Source organism: Neobacillus novalis NBRC 102450 (assembly GCF_001591805.1).
Taxonomy (GTDB): Bacteria; Bacillota; Bacilli; order Bacillales; family Cytobacillaceae; genus Neobacillus; species Neobacillus novalis.
The window spans coordinates 36,490-55,720 of record NZ_BCVP01000004.1 but is presented as its reverse complement, the minus strand read 5'-3'; the positions used below and the strand labels follow the sequence as shown (position 1 = coordinate 55,720).

Below are 19,231 nucleotides of genomic sequence, written 5' to 3'. Positions count from 1 at the left end.
TGCGAAATAAATAACGCAGGAGCCTTTTTTATGCTAATTGATTTTCAGGGTCAATTATACCTAGTTCACGAAGCTTTTCTTCAGGAACCAGTCCGTCTTTCCAGCCGCGGACTTGATAGTATTCTTCAAGCATGATATCCATTCGGCTGACAGCCCCGGCACTGTTTCCAGAAGCAGGTTCTTCAGTGAAACGTTTGGGGAGGAAGTCATCATCACGCTGATTAAAGCCTGCAAGGTTATTATAGTATCGCTCAAGATTATAAATTCTTTCCCCAGCTTTCATCACGTCATCCGCTGTCAATTGGACGCCAGTCATCGCACTATATTGCTCGGCATAATGCTCAGCGTTTTCAGAGAAAGAAGAGAACTTACAAATATTCATAGAATCTGAGAATGCTAACATATCTTGGAATACTTTTAATAATTCGCCCTTACCCTCTGGCTGCAGGCGGTCAGTTGGTTCCGGAATACCAGCAATTTCACTGGCTACGGTATAGCCGCGCAGGTGGCAGGCGCCGCGATTACTTGTTGCATAACCAAGGCCAATACCTTGGATTCCGCGTGGGTCGTAAGCTGGAATAGATTGACCTTTAACGGACATCGATAATTCAGGAGCCCCCCATAGTGCAGTTGCTCTGGCAGGACCTTCAGCAAGAACGCCGCCAAAGCCTTCGCGGAAAGCAATCTTTCTAGTTAATTCAATCATGGAGTCGGCGTCACCCCAGACTAGCTCTTCTGAAATGATCCCTTTTTCAAAAGCCTCCATCGTTACAGAGAAGGCGTGCCCCAGCTCAATCGTATCAAGACCATATTCATTGCAGCGGTCAATCATATAAGAAATTGCTTCCGCATCACTTAATAGACAGTTGGAACCGAGCGACCAGGCAGACTCAAACTCAATACTTTCGACACGTGTCTTATATTTACCATCTTTTACTTCAACCTCAATTTTACAGCCAACCGGGCAGGCATGGCAGGTGTTGTTAGCTACTCGTAAATGGGTGTTAACATATTCACCGCTGTGCTTTTCTGCCTCATCCCAGTGAGTAAGCTGTGAGTTTTTCGTTGGCAGTGCTCCGACTTCATTAATTAGGTTGGTTAACACGTTTGTACCATAAACAGATAGTCCACCTTTATTCGGCGCCGTTAAGCCGCCGTCAAGAATCGCTTTAACCGCTTTTTTGTTGGCTTCCTTATATTCACCATCTAACTTAGGCACCGGCATATTGCCTTTTTGGGCCGCCTTGATCACAATGGCCTTCAATTTTTTATAGCCGGCAACAGCAGCTGTACCGCCGCGGCCTGCTGCCCGGTCATGTTCATTAATAAAGGAGGCAAAGCGAACGGTATTTTCACCTGCTTGACCAATGGTCATGACACTAAGGTCTGACTCACCATATTGGTCTTTCATTGCCTTAATAAATGCTCTGGTACTAGTTCCCCAATAGTCCGAGGCATCACGGATTTCTGCTTTCCCATCTTCAATATAAAGGTAAACTGGCTTGTCGCTTTTTCCGGTGAAAATAATATTATCGATACCAGCCCATTTCAAACGTGCAGCTGTCCAGCCGCCGATATGGGAATCAGTAACAGTACCCGTTAGCGGCGATTTTGTAACCACACAAAGGCGTCCGCTCATCGATGAACGTGAACCGGTTACAGGGCCTGTCATGATACATAGAGCGTTCTCTGCCGACAATGGCTCGACTTCAGGACCGTTATCTAATACATATTTGACCCCAAGTCCCCGGCCGCCAATATACTTTATTGCATCCTCTTCGTTGATGGACCTGTATCCAACGGTCCCTTCCGTTAAATCAACTAGCACTTCTTTGTTTTTAAACCCGCCTAGATTCAAAGTTTTTCCCTCACTTTCAAATTATATTAATCTCTTATCAAATAGCTAAGAGATTTCGCCAAAAATTATCTATAAACCCAATATTTATTATACACTTTTTAGAATATTATTAAAATTAAAAATTATGTAAAGAAAGATAATTTGATATGATTATAGTATTAAGCATGTTTGGATGTAGGAGTTATTTAAAGTCTTTTGGAAAAGAGGAATAATTGATGGATGATTTAGAACGTTATTCAAGACAAATCCTTTTTCGGGCGATTGGGGAAGAGGGACAGCGTAAATTGCTGACAAGCAGAGTTGCTATTGTTGGAGCAGGAGCACTTGGCACCGTGATTGCTAACCATCTTGTTCGTTCCGGTGTTGGGCATATAAGGTTGATTGATCGCGATTTAGTGGAGTTATCCAATCTGCAGCGGCAAACGCTTTTTGATGAAGAAGATGCCAGATTAAATCTTCCTAAGGCAATTGCCGCCCAAAAAAGACTAAATAAAATTAATTCCACCATAACTGTAGAGGCAGTGATTGCAGACTTAAACCTCGATAATGCTGAAGAATTATTAAGCGGATTTGAAGTCATTGTCGATGGCACGGATAATTTCATGACCCGGTTCTTAATTAATGATGTCGCTATTAAAACCGGAACCCCGTGGGTACATGGTGCTGCGGTAAGTTCCAGAGGAATGTTTGCCGTAATAAAACCAGGGATTACTCCATGCTATCGCTGTCTGTTTCCACATGTGCCGTCCGGAACGGGTGAAACATGTGATACGGTTGGTGTCCTATCACCGTTAACGGATATTATCGGCTCCTATCAAGCAATGGAAACGATTAAATTATTGGTCGCTACAGATACCACTCCTAACCTAGAACAAATTGATATTTGGGATGTTACCACGATGCAAATGGATATTTCTAAGGGGAGGAATCCGAATTGTCCAGCATGTGCTCAAGGCCAATTTGATTTTCTAGACCGGTCTTCTAATCTTCAGGTGGCCTATACAACGCTATGTGGCCGCAATACCGTTCAAATCAATCCAAGGAATAAACGCGAGCTTGATTTAAAAAAATTGGCTGAGTATCTAAAGGTGAGTGGAAAAGTATCAGGGAATGAATTTCTATTGCGTTTTTACCCTGAAGCAGATATTTCAATTGTCGTATTTAAGGATGCCCGCGTCCTCATCCATGGAACAAATGATATCGTTAAAGCAAAAATGCTCTATGCGAAATATATAGGGAATTAAACTAATCCTGTAAATGAAGAAAAGGCATGGATTTTCCACGCCTTTTCTTTAGCCGATTGGAAAGTATAACTTTCCAATCAGGCATAAGTGCAACTACGCCTCTGTCTTCGCCCTAACGGGCTCGCCAGTCGGCGAGTTTTCTTTATGAAATCATTTTTTCGATTATTAATCTCTTTCCAGTGTTTAAGGTGAATTCGAACCGGTCATTAATCTTTTCAAAGTAGCAAAAATGATGCTGAACGTTACAAATTTGCTCCTGGTTATCGAACACCATAAAGTTCACACCATCTTTTCGCTGTTCATCTGCTAAAAACGATAAATGGTTGTAACAATAAATGCAATCGAAAATGGAGAAGTTTAATGAGTTTAATGTGGTTATGAACTGGAAAAACGCATCATCATTTATCCCGTCTAACAATCTTTCGAGCGAGTAGATTAAATGTTTCTTAATCCGCACTAAATCATGGTCACGGAGCATGATTACTTCATTCCCGATGCGGACTTTACCTGATTCAAACAATATCCCCTTTTTCCAGCGATTCATCCGAAAGATTTCAATCTCCTGCTGCAGATAATCTTCTAACATGGCAGCTTCTTCAGACTCCTCATCAAAAAATATCCATTGATCGTTAATTTGTTCAACAGTTCCTTCGGTATAGGCTCGCTTTTGAATATCGAATAGATGGATTCGTTGTTGTCGATTCATTGTTAACCTCCGTGCCAGATGCTTACATATTCCTTTTTAGACATCTTCCTGAAATTTTATAACCTGATTATTTTAAAAGAGTATGGATAATACTCCCGATAGTGAAAAAATTTGCTTAACGCAAATCCGAATTTCCTATTTCTGGACAATTAACCAAATATCATGGGCTGAATACAATAGACCATGTATTAAATGTCTAGTAGTGGTTAAGGAAGGAGACTAGTACATGTGTGGAATATCTGGATGGATTGATTTTAAGAAAATAATTAGCAAAGAAACTGAACCCCTTACGAAAATGGCCGAAACGCTGGCAAAGAGAGGCCCCGATGAAACGAACATCTGGACAGATACACATGTAGGTTTTGGGCATAAAAGATTAATTGTTGTCGACCCAGCAGGGGGAAGGCAGCCAATGTCCAAGCAAAAAATGGGTTATCATTACACAATTTGCTACAACGGGGAATTATATAACACGGAAGATATCCGCAAAATTCTCCTTACTAAAGGATATTCTTTTAAAGGTCATTCTGATACTGAAGTATTGTTATCCGCCTATATAGAATGGGCGGAAGAATGTGTAAATTATTTAAATGGCATCTATGCCTTTGCAATTTGGGATAGTAAGAGAGAACAACTCTTTATTGGACGAGACCGTCTCGGGGTAAAACCGTTATTTTTCAAAGAACACAAACAAGGACTTATCTTTGCATCGGAACTCAAGGCAATCCTTGCCCATCCTGAAATAAAAACCGAGATCAATCATGAGGGGCTAGCCGAAATTTTTGGAGCAGGACCATCCCGCCCGCCTGGTTCAGGGGTCTTTAAAGGAATAAAAGAACTTAGACCTGCCCATGCGCTAACATTTTCAAGAAATGGTCTGAAGATTTGGCGCTATTGGAATGTAAAAAGTGAGCAACACAAGGACAATGTTGAGGAAACCGCAGAAAAGGTCCGTTTTTTAGTAAGCGATGCGATTACAAGGCAGCTCGTTTCTGATGTACCGTTATGCACCTTCTTATCAGGCGGACTTGATTCAAGTATCATCACAGCCATTGCTGCTAAAGGCTTCTCTAAAGAAAATAAAGGGCAGCTCCATACGTATTCGATTGATTATGAAGGAAATGACCACTATTTTACTGCGAATGAATTCCAGCCGGATGCAGACGGGAAATTCATTCAAATGGTAAGGGATAAATTTGGTACTAAGCACTTTAACAAAACTATTTCACAGCAACAATTAGTAAACGATTTGTTAGAAGCCACACATGTTAGGGATCTTCCGGGTATGGCGGACGTGGATTCCTCGCTGCTCTGGTTTTGCCGGGAGATAAAAAAGGATTTTGTTGTCAGCCTGTCAGGAGAATGTGCCGATGAAATTTTCGGAGGCTACCCATGGTTCCATCGCAAGACCGACTTGGAGCGGCCGGGATTTCCCTGGATGCGCTCTGTTACAGAACGGCATAATTTGTTGAAGCTGCATTGGCAGGAAAGATTGATGTTGAATGAATATTGCCTGGAACAGTATCGCCAGGCAGTGGCTGAAACTCCTAGATTAGAAGGGGAAAGTGCAGAAGAATCAAAACGCAGAGAATTATTCTACATTAATATGATTTGGTTTATGACGACTCTGCTTGATCGAAAAGATCGAATGAGTATGGGGGCTAGCCTGGAGGTCAGAGTACCTTTTGCGGATCACCGTCTTGTCGAGTATGTTTGGAATATCCCCTGGGAGCTGAAAATGTATCAAGGGAGGGAAAAAGGAATCCTTCGTAAAGCCTTTGAGGGGATCCTCCCGGAGGAAGTTCTTTACCGGAAGAAGAGTCCTTATCCCAAAACACATAACCCGGAGTATGTTATGACAATCCAAAAATGGATGGTGGAGATTTTGCAAGATAAGACTTCAGCCTTACATGAATTCTTCGATAGGCAGCAGCTAGAAAGGATTGTCGAGTCCGGAGGGAGTTCCTTTCAAGAGCCTTGGTTTGGACAGCTGATGACTGGGCCGCAATTATTGGCCTACCTTGTGCAGTTACACACATGGTTCAAAGATTACAATATTAACATAGTGAATTAATTGGTCATTATTCTACAAAAAACGCCTGAAATGGTGGATTAAATTTGGAATAAAATCTTTATTAGCTTAAAATGAGTGTAGGGAAGAGGGGCCGCCTTCTTCCTTTTTTAGAGGAGGAAATTAAATGAAAAAAATGACACTCTTTTTGTTCGCATTATTACTATTCTCATCCACTCCTGCACATGCTGCAGTAAAAAAAGAAGGCAGCCTATGGCAGGATGAATCTGTTTATTCTATTATGATTGATCGTTTCAACAATGGCGATATAAAAAATGACACCGATGTTAATGCACAGGATCTGCTAAGCTTTAACGGGGGTGATTTTCGAGGAATTATTGAAAGATTAGATTACATACATGATATGGGATTCACTTCGATTCGCCTGACTCCTATCTTCGACAATGCCAAGAATGGCTACCATGGCTATTGGGTGGAGGACTTTTACAAAACGGACGAGCATTTTGGTACGATTAAGACCTTCCAAGAGCTTGTAAAAGAAGCACATAAACGGAAAATGAAGGTTATAATCGATTTTGTCACAAACAACGTAGCAGCCAGTCATCCGTGGGTAAGTGATGCCAGCAAGCAGGGCTGGTTTCATGAAAAACAGGAAATCAATGATTGGAATAATCAACAGGAGCTGGAAAATGGCTGGGTCGATGGTTTGCCTGACCTTAATCAGGATAATCCTGAGGTGAAAAAATACTTAATTGATGCGGCAAAATGGTGGATTAAGAAAACAGACGTCGATGGGTATAGTCTACCAGAGGTAAACAATGTTCCACTAAGCTTTTGGAATGATTTTTCAAAGGAAGTGAAGAAAGAGAAGAAGGATTTTTTTCTGTTAGGCATAATGTCAAAAAATACTTCCACTGGCTTGAAACAATATGAAACAGCAGGAATAGACAGCCTATTTGATTACAATTACAATGCCCAATTGAGAAAAACGCTGGCAACAACGGATCAATCCTTCAGTAACCTTTATCCAAATGTTGTTGACAGTCAGCCCTCCTTTTTGAGACCAAATTTTATGGATGATGAATATTCTGTAAGATTTACAAATGATATTGTAGAAAAGAGGCAATTCCCTGGCTCTCGCTGGAAAACGGCTTTGACCTATCTTTATACCACCCCAGGAATTCCTATTGTTTATTATGGGACTGAAATCGCCTTAAGCGGGGGAGAAATTCCCGATAACCGCCAGCAAATGAATTTCCGGACAGAGAAAGAACTAATTGATTATATTACCAAGATTGGCGGATTAAGAAATCAGCTGCCATCTTTGACAAGAGGAACGATGGAAATCCTTTATGACAAGCAAGGAATGGTGGTTTATAAAAGAGTCTATCAAGGTGAAACATCGGTTATTGCGATAAACAATACGAGCAAATCGCAGAAGGTCATCTTAACAGCTGAGCAGTTAGCGGAAGGCAAAGAGCTCCGCGGCTTACTCGACGGGGACATTGTCCGCAGTCATGGTAATCAATATATTCTGATAATCGATCGCGATAATTCTGAAATATATGTCCAAACAGAAAAAAGCGGCATTAATATCACACTTATTGCGTCGTTAATTTTTGTCTATATATTAGTCTTTATCTTCCTGTTCTTTATCATCAAAAGGAGAAAAAATAAAAAAATAGAATAAAACGCATCGGCGGAGAACCCGCCGGTGCGTTTTTTTACCCATTTACGATTGTCCCGCCATTGACGTGGATCATTTGACCACTGACAAAGGAAGAATCATCTGATGCCAGGAAAACATAGCTTGGTGCGAGCTCGGATGGCTGTCCGGCTCTTCCCATCGCAGTGGTTGAACCAAATGTCGCTACTTGGTCAGCGGTAAATGTCGATGGGATCAGCGGCGTCCAAATTGGCCCTGGAGCAACACCATTTACTCTGATTCCTTGTGGTGCCAATGATTTTGAAAGCGAGCGGGTAAAGGAGACAATTGCTCCTTTAGTCGCAGAGTAATCCAATAATTGTTCATTACCTTCATAGGCAGTGATGGAAGCAGTGTTTATGATTGATGCACCTTTCTTTAAATAGGGAAGGGCCATTTTTGTCATATAAAAATAGGAAAAAATATTTGTCCGGAATGTTTTTTCGAGCTGAGCAGATGTAATATTCAGCAGGCTTGGCTGTGGATGCTGTTCAGCGGCATTGTTTACAAGAATGTCAAGCTTGCCAAATTCAGTAATTGTATTATTAACAATCTCTTTACAAAATTCTTCATTGCCAATATCGCCAGCAATTAGCAGGCATTTTCGGCCCTCCGCTTCAATGAGCTGCTTTGTCTCTTCCGCATCCTGATGTTCTTCTAAGTAGACAATTACGATATCTGCGCCTTCTTTAGCAAAATAAATAGCGACAGATTTTCCAATACCACTGTCTGCTCCTGTGATGATGGCCGTTTTGCCTGCTAATTTTCCGCCAGCTTGATAATTGGCATCAACAGAGGTTGGCCTAGGTTCCATTTCACTTTCTAGTCCTGGCTGCGTGTTCTGATGCTGGGGTGGAAAGGTCGGCTTTTGATTATTTTGATTACTGCTCATTTACGAAAACCTCCACATGTTTATTCAATTGTTAGTGTTTGATAAATGAGCAAAAATATGAAGACAAAAAAACGGAAGGAATAATAACCCCTTCCGCCGTTTGTTTAGCGATAATTAATAAACTGCACATCCACCGTTAAATCAGCTTCGCGCACCAAAGAAATGATTTTTTGCAAATCGTCGCGGTTTTTACCGGTCACACGTACTTGATCGTCCTGCACCTGACTTTTCACCTTTACACCACTGTTTTTGATAATGGTATTAATCTTTTTGGCATTTTCTTTATCGATACCTTGGACAAGTTTGGCTCTTTGGCGAACGGTGCCGCCGGATGCCTTTTCGATTTTTCCGTAATCTAGGTTTCTAACTGGGATACCTCGTTTAATCATTTTGCTAAATAATACATCTTTTAGCTGGTCCATTTTATATTCATCATCTGAAATTAGGACTAGCTCTTCTTTATCAAGTGAGACTTCACTTTTGCTGCCTTTAAAATCGTAACGCGTACCAATTTCTTTCATTGTTTGTGTAATTGCATTTGTGACCTCAGAAAAGTCTACTTTGGATACAATATCAAATGAGCTGTCTTTAGACATAACCAAACCTCCATTTTATCAACAATAGATGGAAACATTACCTGCAAAAGTTTCCCTTTATGGCTACATTATAGTAAAATATAGCAGTTATAACAAGATTCAGGAAAAGCTCCATGAAAAGAAAAGGGGAGTAATGATGTCATTACAAGAACTTATTGGTCAATCCACTACCTTAACAGTTGCCCGTAAAGCAACTTTCGGCTATTTTTTAACTGATGGAAATGAAGATGTTTTGCTTCATATCAATCAGGCAGATCAAGAATTTCAAGAAGAGGACCAGGTAGAGGTTTTTCTTTATGTTGATTCGGAAGGACGAATTTCCGCTTCAACTACCATCCCGGAAATTGCCGTCGGACGCTATGGATGGGTTAAGGTAACAGATACAAATCCGAAAATTGGTGTTTTCTTAAATATTGGGCTACCAAAGGATATTTTGTTAGGAATAGACGATTTGCCGACACATAAGTCAGTCTGGCCGAAGCCAGGGGATTTAGTCTATATAACTTTAAAGCTGAGCCGCAATTATCTGCTTTATGCGAAGCTCGCCAGCGACCCAATTATAGAATCCATTTCTGTAAAAGCAACAAGAGAAAATTTCAACAAAAATGTTCAGGGACATATTTACCGAACAGCAAAGGTAGGAAGCTGGATTTATACAATTGAGGGATTTAAAGGATTCATTCATGAGTCACAAAGACCACAGGAGCCCCGCTTAGGCGAAATGGTAGAGGGACGGATTATTGATATAAAGGAAGACGGAACGGTAAACATTTCTTTACTCGCAAGGAAAGAGGAATCCCAAGATCAAGATGCAGAACGCATTTACGAATATTTACTGAGTAGAGATGGTTCTATGCCATTCAGCGATAAGAGTATGCCTGAAGAAATACAAGAACGTTTTAACTTAAGTAAGGGGGCGTTTAAGCGTGCCCTCGGAAAATTGATGAAAGAAGGCAAAGCGTATCAAGAAGGCAGCTGGACATATGTCAAGAAAGATTAACAAGATAAGTACATACTCTTTTTTAGATTGATTACACTAATAAGCGTAAGCAATTTGAAAGGGGTAAGGTTATGCCGCATACTTCCGATAATGACAAAAAAGCAAAAGATAATAATGCCCTAAAACACGAAAAGAATATGATGCGCGAGAAAAATCGTCAGGCAGGAAAAAATCAATACTCTAAACAGACAGATCATAAATAAAAAATGAGTGAGGGCGCACCTCACTCATTTTTTTATCGATTAGGTATTTTATTTAAAAAGAAAATTGAGATGGTTCCCGCACCTGTATGAGATCCAACAGCCGAACCAATCGAAGAAATATAGACTTCTTTCGGATGAAATGCTTCCTCAATCAGTGCTTTCATTTCTAATGCCCCTGCTTCATTATCGGCATGGCTAATGCCAATTACTTGTTCCTTCATACCATTTCCGCGCTCGGACATGATTTCGATAATCCGGCGAAACACCTTCTTCTTCCCGCGGATTTTTTCGATTGGAACAAGTTTGCCGTCTTCCACGTTTAATATCGGCTTGATGTTCAATAATCCGCCCAAAAAGGCTGACGCTTTCGAGACACGGCCGCCCTTTGCCAAATAATCTAAATCCTCTACCGTAAATAGATGCTCCATATGCCCGCTTCTAAATCGCACATCTTTTAAAATTTCTTCTTTAGCCACGTTATTTGCGGCTAGCCTTGCTGCTTCCATGACGACAAGACCAGAACCAAGTGATGCACATTTCGTATCAACAATCGTTAAATTAAAGTTTGGATATTTTTCCTTCACTTGGTCAAGAATCATAACAGCGGTTGAATAAGTACCGGATAATGCAGAAGAGAATGCTATGTATATACCGTCTTCATTTTTTTCCGCCATTTCGGTAAAGATTTCCTCAAAGGCAAGCGGAGAAGCTTGAGATGTTTTCGGAACAATTCCATTTCGGATTGCATCATAGACGGTTTTGGGATCAATCGTTTTTACATCTTCAAATTCTTCATCATTAATATGGACCTTCAAGGGGATTAAAGTGACATTATTTTCTTCATAAAAACTTTTTGGTAAATCGCATGCGCTGTCAGCGAGGATTTTTACCTCCATGAAGCTCACCTGCTTTCACATCATATATAGTTTCAGTGTATCGGTTTCACCATAAAAATACAATTATCAAATTGCAGATTATAAATTATAAAGGAGGACACACCATTGTTTTGGCTCCAAACGAAAAAGACAGTCATTGTGATATTCGGTGCTTTATTAAACGCAATTGCGATGAATCTATTTCTGATTCCAGCAAATGTTTATTCAAGCGGCTTTACTGGAATCGCCCAATTACTTTCTAAGGTGTTAAGTGATTATACACCAATCCATATTTCGATGGGTTTTTTATTACTTTTGTTAAATATTCCTGTCGCCATTTTAGGCTGGATAAAGGTAGGAAAATCTTTTACAGTTTATAGTTTTTTAAGTGTCGTCCTTTCCTCCTTATTTCTGACGATGATTCCAATTAAACAATTATCGCATGATATTTTATTAAATGCCGTATTTGGTGGTGTTATATTAGCCATAGGAGTCGGGATTACCTTGAAATGGGGGGCTTCTACAGGTGGTGTTGATATTATTGCCATGGTGTTATCAAGGATGAAGGACAAACCAATTGGACCGTATATGTTTGTATTAAATGGCATCATTATTATGACAGCAGGCCTTCTCTATGGTCCTGAGAAAGCTCTTTACACGCTTGTCGCTTTATACACCTCAACAAGGGTGATTGATTCCATCCATACAAGGCATGCCAAACTTACGGCGATGATTATTACGAAAAAGACGGATGAATTAAAAAAAGCGATTCATGCTTCACTTGTTAGAGGAATCACGATGATTCCGGCAAAAGGGGCATTCTCAAATGAAACAAGAGACATGCTGATGATCGTGATTACCCGCTACGAGCTCTATGATTTAGAAAGAATTATTCAAGAAGTGGACCCCAATGCTTTTACAAATATCATCCAGACAACGGGGGTTTATGGCTTTTTTCGTAGAGATTAACAAAAGCGCAAGCCTCATTTACGCCGCGTATCGACTAGTGCTTTCCAAGTAAATAGGAAAAGCGGAAGTGCCTCTATGGACACCTCCGCTTTTTCTAGGTAATCTGATCAAGCTCTTGCTGCATTTGTTGGAGCTGGGCTTGCTCTGCTACAGTCGAATTGGCATAAGCAGAACTAAGTGCATTCTTTGCCTTTAAGGCAGCAGAATCAAGGTCAGCTGGGTTAGCGGATTTCGCCATCTCAACAAATCTCCGTGCTTCCTGGAACAATTGGTTTCCCATGTTAAATTCCTCCAAGCGAGGATTCGTGCACATTGGCCATTTTCTGAGCTTCCGCTTCAGCGTAGGTCATGTGATAAGGAATACGTTCGGCATGCTTGTTAACGGTATCCTTTCCTTGCTGGACAAAGCGTTTTGATTTGTTTGATTTACCCATTCGAATCCCTCCAATATGCTAAGAAGCTCGTATTGAAACAGCAGCGCTGCCTCACAAAATAGTATGCTCCAAAATGTCTGTCTTCATTTAGGTAAACAATGCCTTGTAAGAACTATAATTTAATATTTAACAAGTCCGTCAAATATTGACCAACACCATCTTCTTCATTCGTTAATGTGACATCATTGGCAATATTTTTCACCTGATCGATCGCATTTCCCATGGCAATCCCATGACCGGCATATTCAAGCATTTCTAGGTCATTATCTTCATCACCAAACGCGACAATTCTTTCGGCTGGAATACCAAAATATTCAGAAGCCTTTTTCAGACCCACTGCCTTGTTTAAACCAACCTTAATAATTTCAATTACATGCCATGGAGCTGCCCAGCTGCGCTGGTCAATTACTTCGGCATGCACTGCGGATAAATGGTCACGAATCGTTTTTAACTGATCCTCCTCGGTATGGATTAGCATACTCGTTGGAGCATCCTGTAGAAAATCAGCTAAATCCCCTGTAGTAATTTTGGGGTTGCCATAGCTAAAAATATCTAAAAGTTTTTCATCGTGATAGTGGAAATAAACATCATCAATCACTTCGGCAATAATATTATGGAACTGAAAGCTTCTGCAAGCTTCGACGATATCTTTCGCTACCTTTACATCAAGAGGCTCGTGATAATAGCCCCAATTAGGATTTCGCGGATGGTGCATAAAGGCCCCGTTAAAATTGACAATGGGCGTGTCCAAATCGAGCTCGTGATAATACATTTCACTGGAACGATAAGGCCTTCCCGTGGCAATCATAACGATGTGTCCATCTTCTCTTGCTTTTTTTAAGATTTCCTTTGTTTTGGCGGAAATTGTTTTATCATCTTTTAATAATGTCCCATCAAGGTCTAATGCAATTAAATGTCTCTCTGTCATAAGGGGTCCCCTTCTTACTATTAATTTTTATCAATCAATGCGTCGCTTTAGGAAAATGTTTGTCTCCATGATACACTAACATTATGGGGAATTATTTTCTCTATACTTACCATGTTAACAATTTTATAGCTAACCTGTAAAAAAATTCACATCAAAAGCTTTAGAAAACAGATATACTAATTTTATTTATACTTGATAATATCAATATATAGGAGTGAATGGAAATGAATGAAGAATTAAAAGAAAATATTATGGGCGCAATGGAGTTAGTTATCGACCCTGAGCTTGGCGTAGATATTGTTAATTTAGGTTTGGTCTACGATGTTGAAATGGATGATGAAGGGCAAGTAACAGTTACGATGACATTAACCTCAATGGGCTGTCCGCTTGCTGGAACGATTGTCGATCAAGTAAAGAGAGCCTTGGCAGATATCCCTGAGGTCAAAGACACAGAAGTAAATATCGTTTGGAATCCGCCATGGAACAAAGAGATGATGTCGCGTTATGCGAAAATAGCCTTAGGAATTCGTTAAGGGGCAGTGAACCAATATGAAAAATAAAATCATATTAGTAAGCTCGAATCAGCTCGGCAGGGGAGACCAAGTACTTGGTGAAAATATCCTTGAAACATTTTTTACGATTTTGAAGCAAAAGGATGAGCTTCCTGTCGCTGTATTTTGTATGAACAGCGGCGTGCTGACGATGACCGAGGATTCGTTTGTTTCCGTACATTTGAAAGAATTAGAAGACAGGGGCACAGAAATTTTTGCCTGTAAAACATGTGCAGACCACTATGGAGTAAGTGAAAAATTGACAGTTGGCAAAATCAGCGGAATGGCTGATTTTATTGACCTAGCGGCTAAACATGAAGTATTAACCATTTCTTAAAACGGGTTCCGTTTCCTATCACAAACATTAAAAATGTAAGATAAAATGAGTGCCAATTTGCATATGAAATTGACACTCGTTTTTTATTGGGGTAAAGCAATTTGTGACGAAATTATATGGAAAATTTGCATAGGAAAATGCACCCCAAATTGTAGGGGTACAATGGCTGTTGCACCTCTACAATATTACCCTCAATTTGGTATACAATTTGTCTTACAAAAAATGCTACACAACACATAATAATTGGATATATATGTTGATGTGAAGTCTTATCCTTCATTGAGTATCCAGTGATATTAAAATACGAGGAGATTTTCCGGTTAGCCGCAGAATAGAGCCCGATTTGGGTGATATAAGCGGAGTTTTTCCGATTAAGCAAAGGAAAATTACCCATTTTCACGTTTTTTGAGTCAATAGTAGGAATCTTTCCGTCTATTTAAGCAATTTTCAGTGCCATTTCCCAATTAAGAGAAATTTCTCCGCTTATTTATCAAAACATGCTGATTCCTCCTCTGAGTCCGCTCTTTTATGGTTGGCGGGAGCAAAAATAGATATTAAAAATGGCTCAGTATAGGGAACTGAGCCATTTTATTTTTTTATGCAAAAACAGATACAAAAGGCAGTACAAATTGGATGCATTTTCGATTGCATTTTCGGGTTTTGCGACAGGAAACGGAACCTGTTAAGATTTTTTCTGCTGTTTTTTTTCCTTCACAAAACGGACATATATAGCCTGTAGGTTGTGAGATAGCTCACTTTTTTATAACTTTAACACCTTTATAATACAAGGTATTAAGGCTGTTTGAGTTTGAAATAGCCGTTTTTGGGAGGCGTTTCATATGGCTTTTAGCCGAGATTTTAATAAAGATCCATTTATCGTAATTTGGGAACTCACCAGGGCATGTCAATTAAAATGCCTGCACTGCCGAGCGGATGCCCAGTATAAAAGGGATCCTCGGGAACTATCGTTTGAAGAGGGTAAACATTTAATTGATCAAATATATGACATGAACAATCCAATGCTTGTATTTACGGGCGGAGATCCGCTCATGAGGGAAGATGTTTTTGAAATTGCGAAATATGCAGTTGAAAAAGGTGTACGTGTTTCAATGACACCAAGTGCGACACCAAATGTTACCAAAGAAGCAATTGAAAAGGCAAAAGAAGTGGGACTTGCACGTTGGGCATTTAGTATTGACGGACCTACAGCAGAGGTTCATGACCATTTCCGCGGCACGGCTGGTTCATTTGACCTCACCATGGAAAAAATTAAATATTTGCATGAAGTTGGATTACCGATTCAGATTAATACGGTTATTTCCAGATACAATATTGAATACCTTGAAGAAATGGCAAAAATGGTTGAAGATTTGAACTGTGTCTTATGGAGTGTCTTTTTCCTCGTTCCGACTGGAAGAGGCCAGGCATCTGATATGATTTCTCCAGTTGAACACGAAAAAGTTTTCAGATGGCTTTATGAACTAAGCAAGCGCGTATCCTTTGATATTAAAACAACAGAAGCCATGCATTACCGCCGTGTTGTGATTCAGCAAAAAATGCGTGAAGCGAAGGAAACGGCAGATGAAATTGATTATTTAAGTGCCTTAACGGAAAAAGGGCTAACAGGCTCAATCGACGGTCTTGGACGTGCACCGAAAGGCGTTAATGACGGAAATGGTTTTGTATTTATTTCGCATATTGGGGATGTGTACCCAAGTGGACTTTTACCTGTCAAGGCCGGTAATATTCGTGAAACTCCTTTAGCAGAAATATACCGTGAGTCGCCAATATTCCAATCGTTAAGAAATCCAGATCTTTATAAAGGGAAATGCGGCGTTTGCGAATTTCGCTATGTATGCGGCGGTTCAAGGTCACGGGCCTATGCGATGACAGGTGATTACCTTGAAAGCGAACCATTCTGTGTCTATATTCCAAAGTCATTAAGAGAAAAACAAGTGCAATAAAAAAACGAGGCTGCCTCACTAATTTGAGACAGCCTCGTAATAGATATTTATGTTATTCTATATTACAGTAAACCGCTGAACAATTTTCACAGCCAATTTCGTCCTTTAAGTATTGTAAATTCAATATCGATATTTTTCCTTTTTTAACAGCAATGATTTTATCACGCTTTAAATCACTAAGAATGCGGTTGGTACTTTCCCGGGAGGTGCCGCAGAAGTTTGCCAGTTCTTGATTCGTTAACGGTAAGTCGATTAAAATTTCGTTGTCTTTTGGAATGCCATAACTATTAGACATCCGAATAAGTGTTGAGAATAGGGCGCCGCGTTTTCCATTTAAGACTAAATCACGAAATTTCGTCTGTGTTTTACGAAAATGGTCACTCATCCATTTCATAAATTCAAACGCTAGCTTACTATTTTGAAAAATTTCACTTTCAATCACTTCTTTTTTAATCGCGACAATTTCACCTTCTTCAAGAACCTTGGCACTTAATAAATATCTTGGGTTGTCAGTAAAAAGGGTTAATTCGCCGCAAATATCGTTTTCCCCACAAATCCTTAAGGAAAGTTCACGGCCGTCTGATGTGATTTTGCTGATTTGAATTTTGCCGGAAACGATAATGTAGAGCTCTTCCGCCAGCATTCCCTCCTGAAAAAGGAAGGTTCCTCTTTCACTTCTAAATTTCCGATCTGCAAATTTAAGCAATTCTTTTATTTCAATTGAATGGGTTGGTTTCATAGTCATCGTCGTCAATTGATTCACCTCTAACTTCTTTTTTTAGCCAATCTATTTTTTTAATCAATTTTTAGGATTCATTAGTATTAGTTTAGCTCAAGACTGGTCAATAAAAAGAAGTAAACAATGACAATATAGTGAAAACTCATCAGATTTTTAAATTTAACTGTGATTATACTGATTTGGAGTGTAAGTCGAAACAATTTAGGGTAAAAAAGTTGATACCAAAAACAATCATTTAATCATTTGTGTACATCTGTTAAGATTAACATACGATTAAAAAGTATTATGATAGTGAATAAAGTAACAGCCATTTTTCTAATAAACTGGTACACTTATAAAAAATAGCTTCTTAAAATAATGGAGTTGATATTAATGGAAAAAACCATTATTAAAGATAAATTAAATAGACCTTTACGTGACTTAAGAATTTCGGTGATTGACCGCTGTAATTTTCGTTGTCAGTACTGTATGCCAGCCGATCAATTTGGGCCAGATTTTGAATTCCTGCCGCGAAGTGCGTTACTGACGTATGAAGAAATTGAACGGCTTGCCAAAATCTTTGTCAGCATAGGTGTGGAAAAAATTCGCTTAACCGGCGGCGAACCTCTATTACGAAAAGATATGCCCATTCTTGTTAAGAAGCTGTCTGCGATTGAAGGTTTAAGTGACATCGGCTTAACAACGAATGGTGTGCTGCTCCCAAAATTGGCAAAGGATTTAAAAGAGGCAGGGCTAAAAAGAGTAAATGTCAGCCTCGATACCTTAAATGATGATTTATTTGGGAAAATTAACGGGCGCGGGGTTGGTACGGGACCTGTACTTAAGGGGATTGATGCAGCGAAACAGGCGGGACTCGGAGTCAAAATCAATATGGTGGTAAAAAAGGGACTAAATGATTCGGAAATTATTCCAATGGCAGAATACTGCAAAAATCACGGCCTTGAGCTTCGCTATATTGAATTCATGGACGTCGGCTCGACAAATGGCTGGAAAATGGATGATGTCATTACAAAAAAGCAGATTTATCATTTATTAAAAGAACGATTTGAATTGGAGCCAGTTGATCCGGCATACTATGGTGAGGTGGCAAAGCTTTACCGCTATAAGGATGTAGACGTGAATGTAGGCTTTATTACTTCGGTCTCAGAATCGTTCTGCACCAGCTGTACCCGTTCTAGGCTTTCCGCAAATGGACAGATTTTTACTTGTTTATTTAATGGAAATGGCCACGATATTCGTAATTTCATGAGACATGGCGCCACTGATGAAGAAATTGTGGCACGCATTACAGCCATTTGGAATGGCCGTGATGATCGATATTCCGACGAAAGAACGGCTGAGACAAATAAAAACCGTAAGAAAATTGAAATGTCCTATATTGGTGGTTAAGACTCTCTACATTAAGAGAGTCTTTTTCTGTACAAAAAAACAGCCTGATTGCCAGGCTGTTTCTAAATTATGCAAGATACCTTGGGAATAAAATATTATTTTCAAGATGGACATGCATGAAGGTTAATCCTTCTAGTGCTTCTAAACGGGCATAGACTAAACGATATGTTCCGCAAGCGTCAAGTGGAAGTTCATAATCAGTTGTTACGGCACGGATTTGGCGTAAAATTTCACCCGCATGATCATGCTCTTTTTCAAGTTCAACAATCATGGCGATTGCTTCTTCACGGTTTTCAACTGTTCCGTCCGCAAGCTGCTTAATTAATGGGAAGACGACTGCTTCTTCTTTAGCCATATGCTCCATTAATTCCTTTTTGAATTCATAAAAGAGTTCATACACTTTAATCAGCTCTGGATGATTGTCTCCATGTACACGTGAAACTTTCGTAACGTATGGGCTAAGCGCGGCTAATTCTTCCTCAGATACGCGATGGTAATTTGTAATCACATGATCAATAATTGTATTTGAGTCTGAATCTGTCCAAACTTCTACATCTTTCTCAGCGTTTTGATATTTTTCAAAAACGACATTTAATTCAGTTATCAAAGTGTCCATATTAAGGCCGTTTTGAGCAACCGCTTCTGATAATGGGATATTGCCGCCGCAGCAAAAGTCGATGTGGTTCTTTTTGAATACGTCACTTGTTTTAGGTAACTCGTTTACAATATCTTTAACTAATGAATTCGAAGTAATTGGGAAAGTCATGATTAAAATCCTCCTTGAATTTTTAAAAGGTAGTTTTATTTCT

At 39.7% G+C, this 19,231-nt stretch carries 20 protein-coding genes; 10 read left to right on the top strand and 10 right to left on the bottom strand.

Annotation, left to right across the window (positions count from 1 at the left end; genetic code table 11):
• Nucleotides 1-28: 28 nt before the first annotated feature.
• Nucleotides 29-1,858, bottom strand: a complete 1,830-nt coding sequence (locus tag BANVL01_RS02515) for an aldehyde ferredoxin oxidoreductase family protein (RefSeq protein WP_066084285.1) — start codon at nucleotides 1,856-1,858, stop codon at nucleotides 29-31.
• Nucleotides 1,859-2,073: 215 nt separating this feature from the next.
• Between BANVL01_RS02515 and BANVL01_RS02510 the strand changes: the two genes are divergently transcribed.
• On the top strand, nucleotides 2,074-3,102 hold the full coding sequence (locus BANVL01_RS02510; RefSeq protein WP_066084288.1) for a ThiF family adenylyltransferase: 1,029 nt from the start codon (nucleotides 2,074-2,076) through the stop codon (nucleotides 3,100-3,102).
• A 142-nt stretch (nucleotides 3,103-3,244) separates the two neighbouring features.
• Here the strand turns inward: BANVL01_RS02510 and BANVL01_RS02505 are convergent, their stop codons facing one another.
• Complete coding sequence (locus BANVL01_RS02505; RefSeq protein ID WP_066084292.1) at nucleotides 3,245-3,808, bottom strand: DUF2777 domain-containing protein; 564 nt, start codon at nucleotides 3,806-3,808, stop codon at nucleotides 3,245-3,247.
• A 226-nt stretch (nucleotides 3,809-4,034) separates the two neighbouring features.
• Between BANVL01_RS02505 and asnB the strand changes: the two genes are divergently transcribed.
• The gene (gene asnB, locus BANVL01_RS02500; RefSeq protein WP_066084296.1) at nucleotides 4,035-5,882 is read left to right on the top strand and encodes an asparagine synthase (glutamine-hydrolyzing); all 1,848 of its coding nucleotides are present in this window, start codon (nucleotides 4,035-4,037) and stop codon (nucleotides 5,880-5,882) included.
• 124 nt (nucleotides 5,883-6,006) lie between these two features.
• A complete protein-coding gene (locus BANVL01_RS02495) occupies nucleotides 6,007-7,530 on the top strand; it encodes an alpha-amylase family glycosyl hydrolase (protein WP_066084299.1) in 1,524 nt (507 codons plus the stop codon).
• Between the two features lie 34 nt (nucleotides 7,531-7,564).
• Here BANVL01_RS02495 and BANVL01_RS02490 read toward each other — a convergent pair whose 3' ends face one another.
• Together BANVL01_RS02490 and BANVL01_RS02485 are read right to left on the bottom strand one after the other, a co-directional pair.
• Nucleotides 7,565-8,437 (bottom strand): SDR family oxidoreductase, encoded by an 873-nt coding sequence (locus BANVL01_RS02490; RefSeq protein ID WP_066084301.1) that lies wholly within the window; start codon nucleotides 8,435-8,437, stop codon nucleotides 7,565-7,567.
• 104 nt (nucleotides 8,438-8,541) lie between these two features.
• Nucleotides 8,542-9,033: a YajQ family cyclic di-GMP-binding protein gene (locus tag BANVL01_RS02485; RefSeq protein WP_066084303.1), complete on the bottom strand. Its 492-nt coding sequence runs from the start codon at nucleotides 9,031-9,033 to the stop codon at nucleotides 8,542-8,544.
• Nucleotides 9,034-9,169: 136 nt separating this feature from the next.
• Here BANVL01_RS02485 and BANVL01_RS02480 point away from each other — a divergent pair, with 136 nt between their 5' ends.
• Nucleotides 9,170-10,033, top strand: a complete 864-nt coding sequence (locus BANVL01_RS02480) for a CvfB family protein (RefSeq protein ID WP_066084305.1) — start codon at nucleotides 9,170-9,172, stop codon at nucleotides 10,031-10,033.
• Nucleotides 10,034-10,104: 71 nt separating this feature from the next.
• Nucleotides 10,105-10,236 (top strand): DUF3941 domain-containing protein, encoded by a 132-nt coding sequence (locus BANVL01_RS26505; protein WP_082804848.1) that lies wholly within the window; start codon nucleotides 10,105-10,107, stop codon nucleotides 10,234-10,236.
• Nucleotides 10,237-10,268: 32 nt separating this feature from the next.
• On the opposite strand, the gene BANVL01_RS02475 is transcribed toward BANVL01_RS26505, so the two are convergent.
• Nucleotides 10,269-11,132, bottom strand: a complete 864-nt coding sequence (locus BANVL01_RS02475; protein ID WP_066084307.1) for a DegV family protein — start codon at nucleotides 11,130-11,132, stop codon at nucleotides 10,269-10,271.
• A 105-nt stretch (nucleotides 11,133-11,237) separates the two neighbouring features.
• On the opposite strand from BANVL01_RS02475, the gene BANVL01_RS02470 reads away from it, so the two are divergent.
• Nucleotides 11,238-12,080, top strand: coding sequence for a YitT family protein (locus tag BANVL01_RS02470; protein WP_066084308.1), 843 nt, complete (start codon nucleotides 11,238-11,240; stop codon nucleotides 12,078-12,080).
• A 94-nt stretch (nucleotides 12,081-12,174) separates the two neighbouring features.
• Here the strand turns inward: BANVL01_RS02470 and BANVL01_RS02465 are convergent, their stop codons facing one another.
• From BANVL01_RS02465 to BANVL01_RS02460, 3 genes are all read right to left on the bottom strand, one after another.
• On the bottom strand, nucleotides 12,175-12,360 hold the full coding sequence (locus BANVL01_RS02465; RefSeq protein WP_066084310.1) for a DUF3813 domain-containing protein: 186 nt from the start codon (nucleotides 12,358-12,360) through the stop codon (nucleotides 12,175-12,177).
• 1 nt (nucleotide 12,361) lies between these two features.
• Nucleotides 12,362-12,514, bottom strand: a complete 153-nt coding sequence (locus BANVL01_RS27645; protein WP_169802772.1) for a hypothetical protein — start codon at nucleotides 12,512-12,514, stop codon at nucleotides 12,362-12,364.
• A 112-nt stretch (nucleotides 12,515-12,626) separates the two neighbouring features.
• Nucleotides 12,627-13,442: a Cof-type HAD-IIB family hydrolase gene (locus tag BANVL01_RS02460; protein WP_066084312.1), complete on the bottom strand. Its 816-nt coding sequence runs from the start codon at nucleotides 13,440-13,442 to the stop codon at nucleotides 12,627-12,629.
• Nucleotides 13,443-13,666: 224 nt separating this feature from the next.
• Between BANVL01_RS02460 and BANVL01_RS02455 the strand changes: the two genes are divergently transcribed.
• The 3 genes from BANVL01_RS02455 to BANVL01_RS02445 all read left to right on the top strand — a co-directional run bounded on the left by BANVL01_RS02455 (nucleotide 13,667) and on the right by BANVL01_RS02445 (nucleotide 16,294).
• Nucleotides 13,667-13,975 (top strand): metal-sulfur cluster assembly factor, encoded by a 309-nt coding sequence (locus BANVL01_RS02455; RefSeq protein ID WP_066084314.1) that lies wholly within the window; start codon nucleotides 13,667-13,669, stop codon nucleotides 13,973-13,975.
• Nucleotides 13,976-13,991: 16 nt separating this feature from the next.
• On the top strand, nucleotides 13,992-14,330 hold the full coding sequence (locus BANVL01_RS02450) for a DsrE family protein (protein WP_066084317.1): 339 nt from the start codon (nucleotides 13,992-13,994) through the stop codon (nucleotides 14,328-14,330).
• An 839-nt stretch (nucleotides 14,331-15,169) separates the two neighbouring features.
• Nucleotides 15,170-16,294 carry a TIGR04053 family radical SAM/SPASM domain-containing protein gene (locus BANVL01_RS02445; RefSeq protein WP_066084320.1) on the top strand — a complete coding sequence of 375 codons (1,125 nt, stop codon included), beginning with the start codon at nucleotides 15,170-15,172 and terminating at the stop codon, nucleotides 16,292-16,294.
• 52 nt (nucleotides 16,295-16,346) lie between these two features.
• On the opposite strand, the gene BANVL01_RS02440 is transcribed toward BANVL01_RS02445, so the two are convergent.
• Nucleotides 16,347-17,039 (bottom strand): Crp/Fnr family transcriptional regulator, encoded by a 693-nt coding sequence (locus BANVL01_RS02440; RefSeq protein WP_066096228.1) that lies wholly within the window; start codon nucleotides 17,037-17,039, stop codon nucleotides 16,347-16,349.
• A gap of 366 nt (nucleotides 17,040-17,405) precedes the next feature.
• On the opposite strand from BANVL01_RS02440, the gene moaA reads away from it, so the two are divergent.
• The gene (gene moaA, locus BANVL01_RS02435) at nucleotides 17,406-18,422 is read left to right on the top strand and encodes a GTP 3',8-cyclase MoaA (RefSeq protein WP_066084323.1); all 1,017 of its coding nucleotides are present in this window, start codon (nucleotides 17,406-17,408) and stop codon (nucleotides 18,420-18,422) included.
• A 67-nt stretch (nucleotides 18,423-18,489) separates the two neighbouring features.
• Here the strand turns inward: moaA and ric are convergent, their stop codons facing one another.
• The gene (gene ric / locus BANVL01_RS02430; protein ID WP_066084326.1) at nucleotides 18,490-19,188 is read right to left on the bottom strand and encodes an iron-sulfur cluster repair di-iron protein; all 699 of its coding nucleotides are present in this window, start codon (nucleotides 19,186-19,188) and stop codon (nucleotides 18,490-18,492) included.
• Nucleotides 19,189-19,231 lie beyond the last annotated feature (43 nt).

What these genes read in the sequence shown, in the direction of transcription:
- BANVL01_RS02490 (WP_066084301.1), bottom strand. Translation starts at nt 8,437, where the DNA reads ATGAGCAGTAATCAAAATAATCAAAAGCCGACCTTTCCACCCCAGCAT.
- asnB (WP_066084296.1), top strand. Translation starts at nt 4,035, where the DNA reads ATGTGTGGAATATCTGGATGGATTGATTTTAAGAAAATAATTAGCAAA.
- BANVL01_RS26505 (WP_082804848.1), top strand. Translation starts at nt 10,105, where the DNA reads ATGCCGCATACTTCCGATAATGACAAAAAAGCAAAAGATAATAATGCC.
- moaA (WP_066084323.1), top strand. Translation starts at nt 17,406, where the DNA reads ATGGAAAAAACCATTATTAAAGATAAATTAAATAGACCTTTACGTGAC.
- BANVL01_RS02475 (WP_066084307.1), bottom strand. Translation starts at nt 11,132, where the DNA reads ATGGAGGTAAAAATCCTCGCTGACAGCGCATGCGATTTACCAAAAAGT.
- BANVL01_RS02510 (WP_066084288.1), top strand. Translation starts at nt 2,074, where the DNA reads ATGGATGATTTAGAACGTTATTCAAGACAAATCCTTTTTCGGGCGATT.
- ric (WP_066084326.1), bottom strand. Translation starts at nt 19,188, where the DNA reads ATGACTTTCCCAATTACTTCGAATTCATTAGTTAAAGATATTGTAAAC.
- BANVL01_RS02455 (WP_066084314.1), top strand. Translation starts at nt 13,667, where the DNA reads ATGAATGAAGAATTAAAAGAAAATATTATGGGCGCAATGGAGTTAGTT.
- BANVL01_RS02480 (WP_066084305.1), top strand. Translation starts at nt 9,170, where the DNA reads ATGTCATTACAAGAACTTATTGGTCAATCCACTACCTTAACAGTTGCC.
- BANVL01_RS02450 (WP_066084317.1), top strand. Translation starts at nt 13,992, where the DNA reads ATGAAAAATAAAATCATATTAGTAAGCTCGAATCAGCTCGGCAGGGGA.
- BANVL01_RS02505 (WP_066084292.1), bottom strand. Translation starts at nt 3,808, where the DNA reads ATGAATCGACAACAACGAATCCATCTATTCGATATTCAAAAGCGAGCC.
- BANVL01_RS02465 (WP_066084310.1), bottom strand. Translation starts at nt 12,360, where the DNA reads ATGGGAAACCAATTGTTCCAGGAAGCACGGAGATTTGTTGAGATGGCG.
- BANVL01_RS02485 (WP_066084303.1), bottom strand. Translation starts at nt 9,033, where the DNA reads ATGTCTAAAGACAGCTCATTTGATATTGTATCCAAAGTAGACTTTTCT.
- BANVL01_RS27645 (WP_169802772.1), bottom strand. Translation starts at nt 12,514, where the DNA reads ATGGGTAAATCAAACAAATCAAAACGCTTTGTCCAGCAAGGAAAGGAT.
- BANVL01_RS02495 (WP_066084299.1), top strand. Translation starts at nt 6,007, where the DNA reads ATGAAAAAAATGACACTCTTTTTGTTCGCATTATTACTATTCTCATCC.
- BANVL01_RS02445 (WP_066084320.1), top strand. Translation starts at nt 15,170, where the DNA reads ATGGCTTTTAGCCGAGATTTTAATAAAGATCCATTTATCGTAATTTGG.
- BANVL01_RS02460 (WP_066084312.1), bottom strand. Translation starts at nt 13,442, where the DNA reads ATGACAGAGAGACATTTAATTGCATTAGACCTTGATGGGACATTATTA.
- BANVL01_RS02440 (WP_066096228.1), bottom strand. Translation starts at nt 17,039, where the DNA reads ATGACTATGAAACCAACCCATTCAATTGAAATAAAAGAATTGCTTAAA.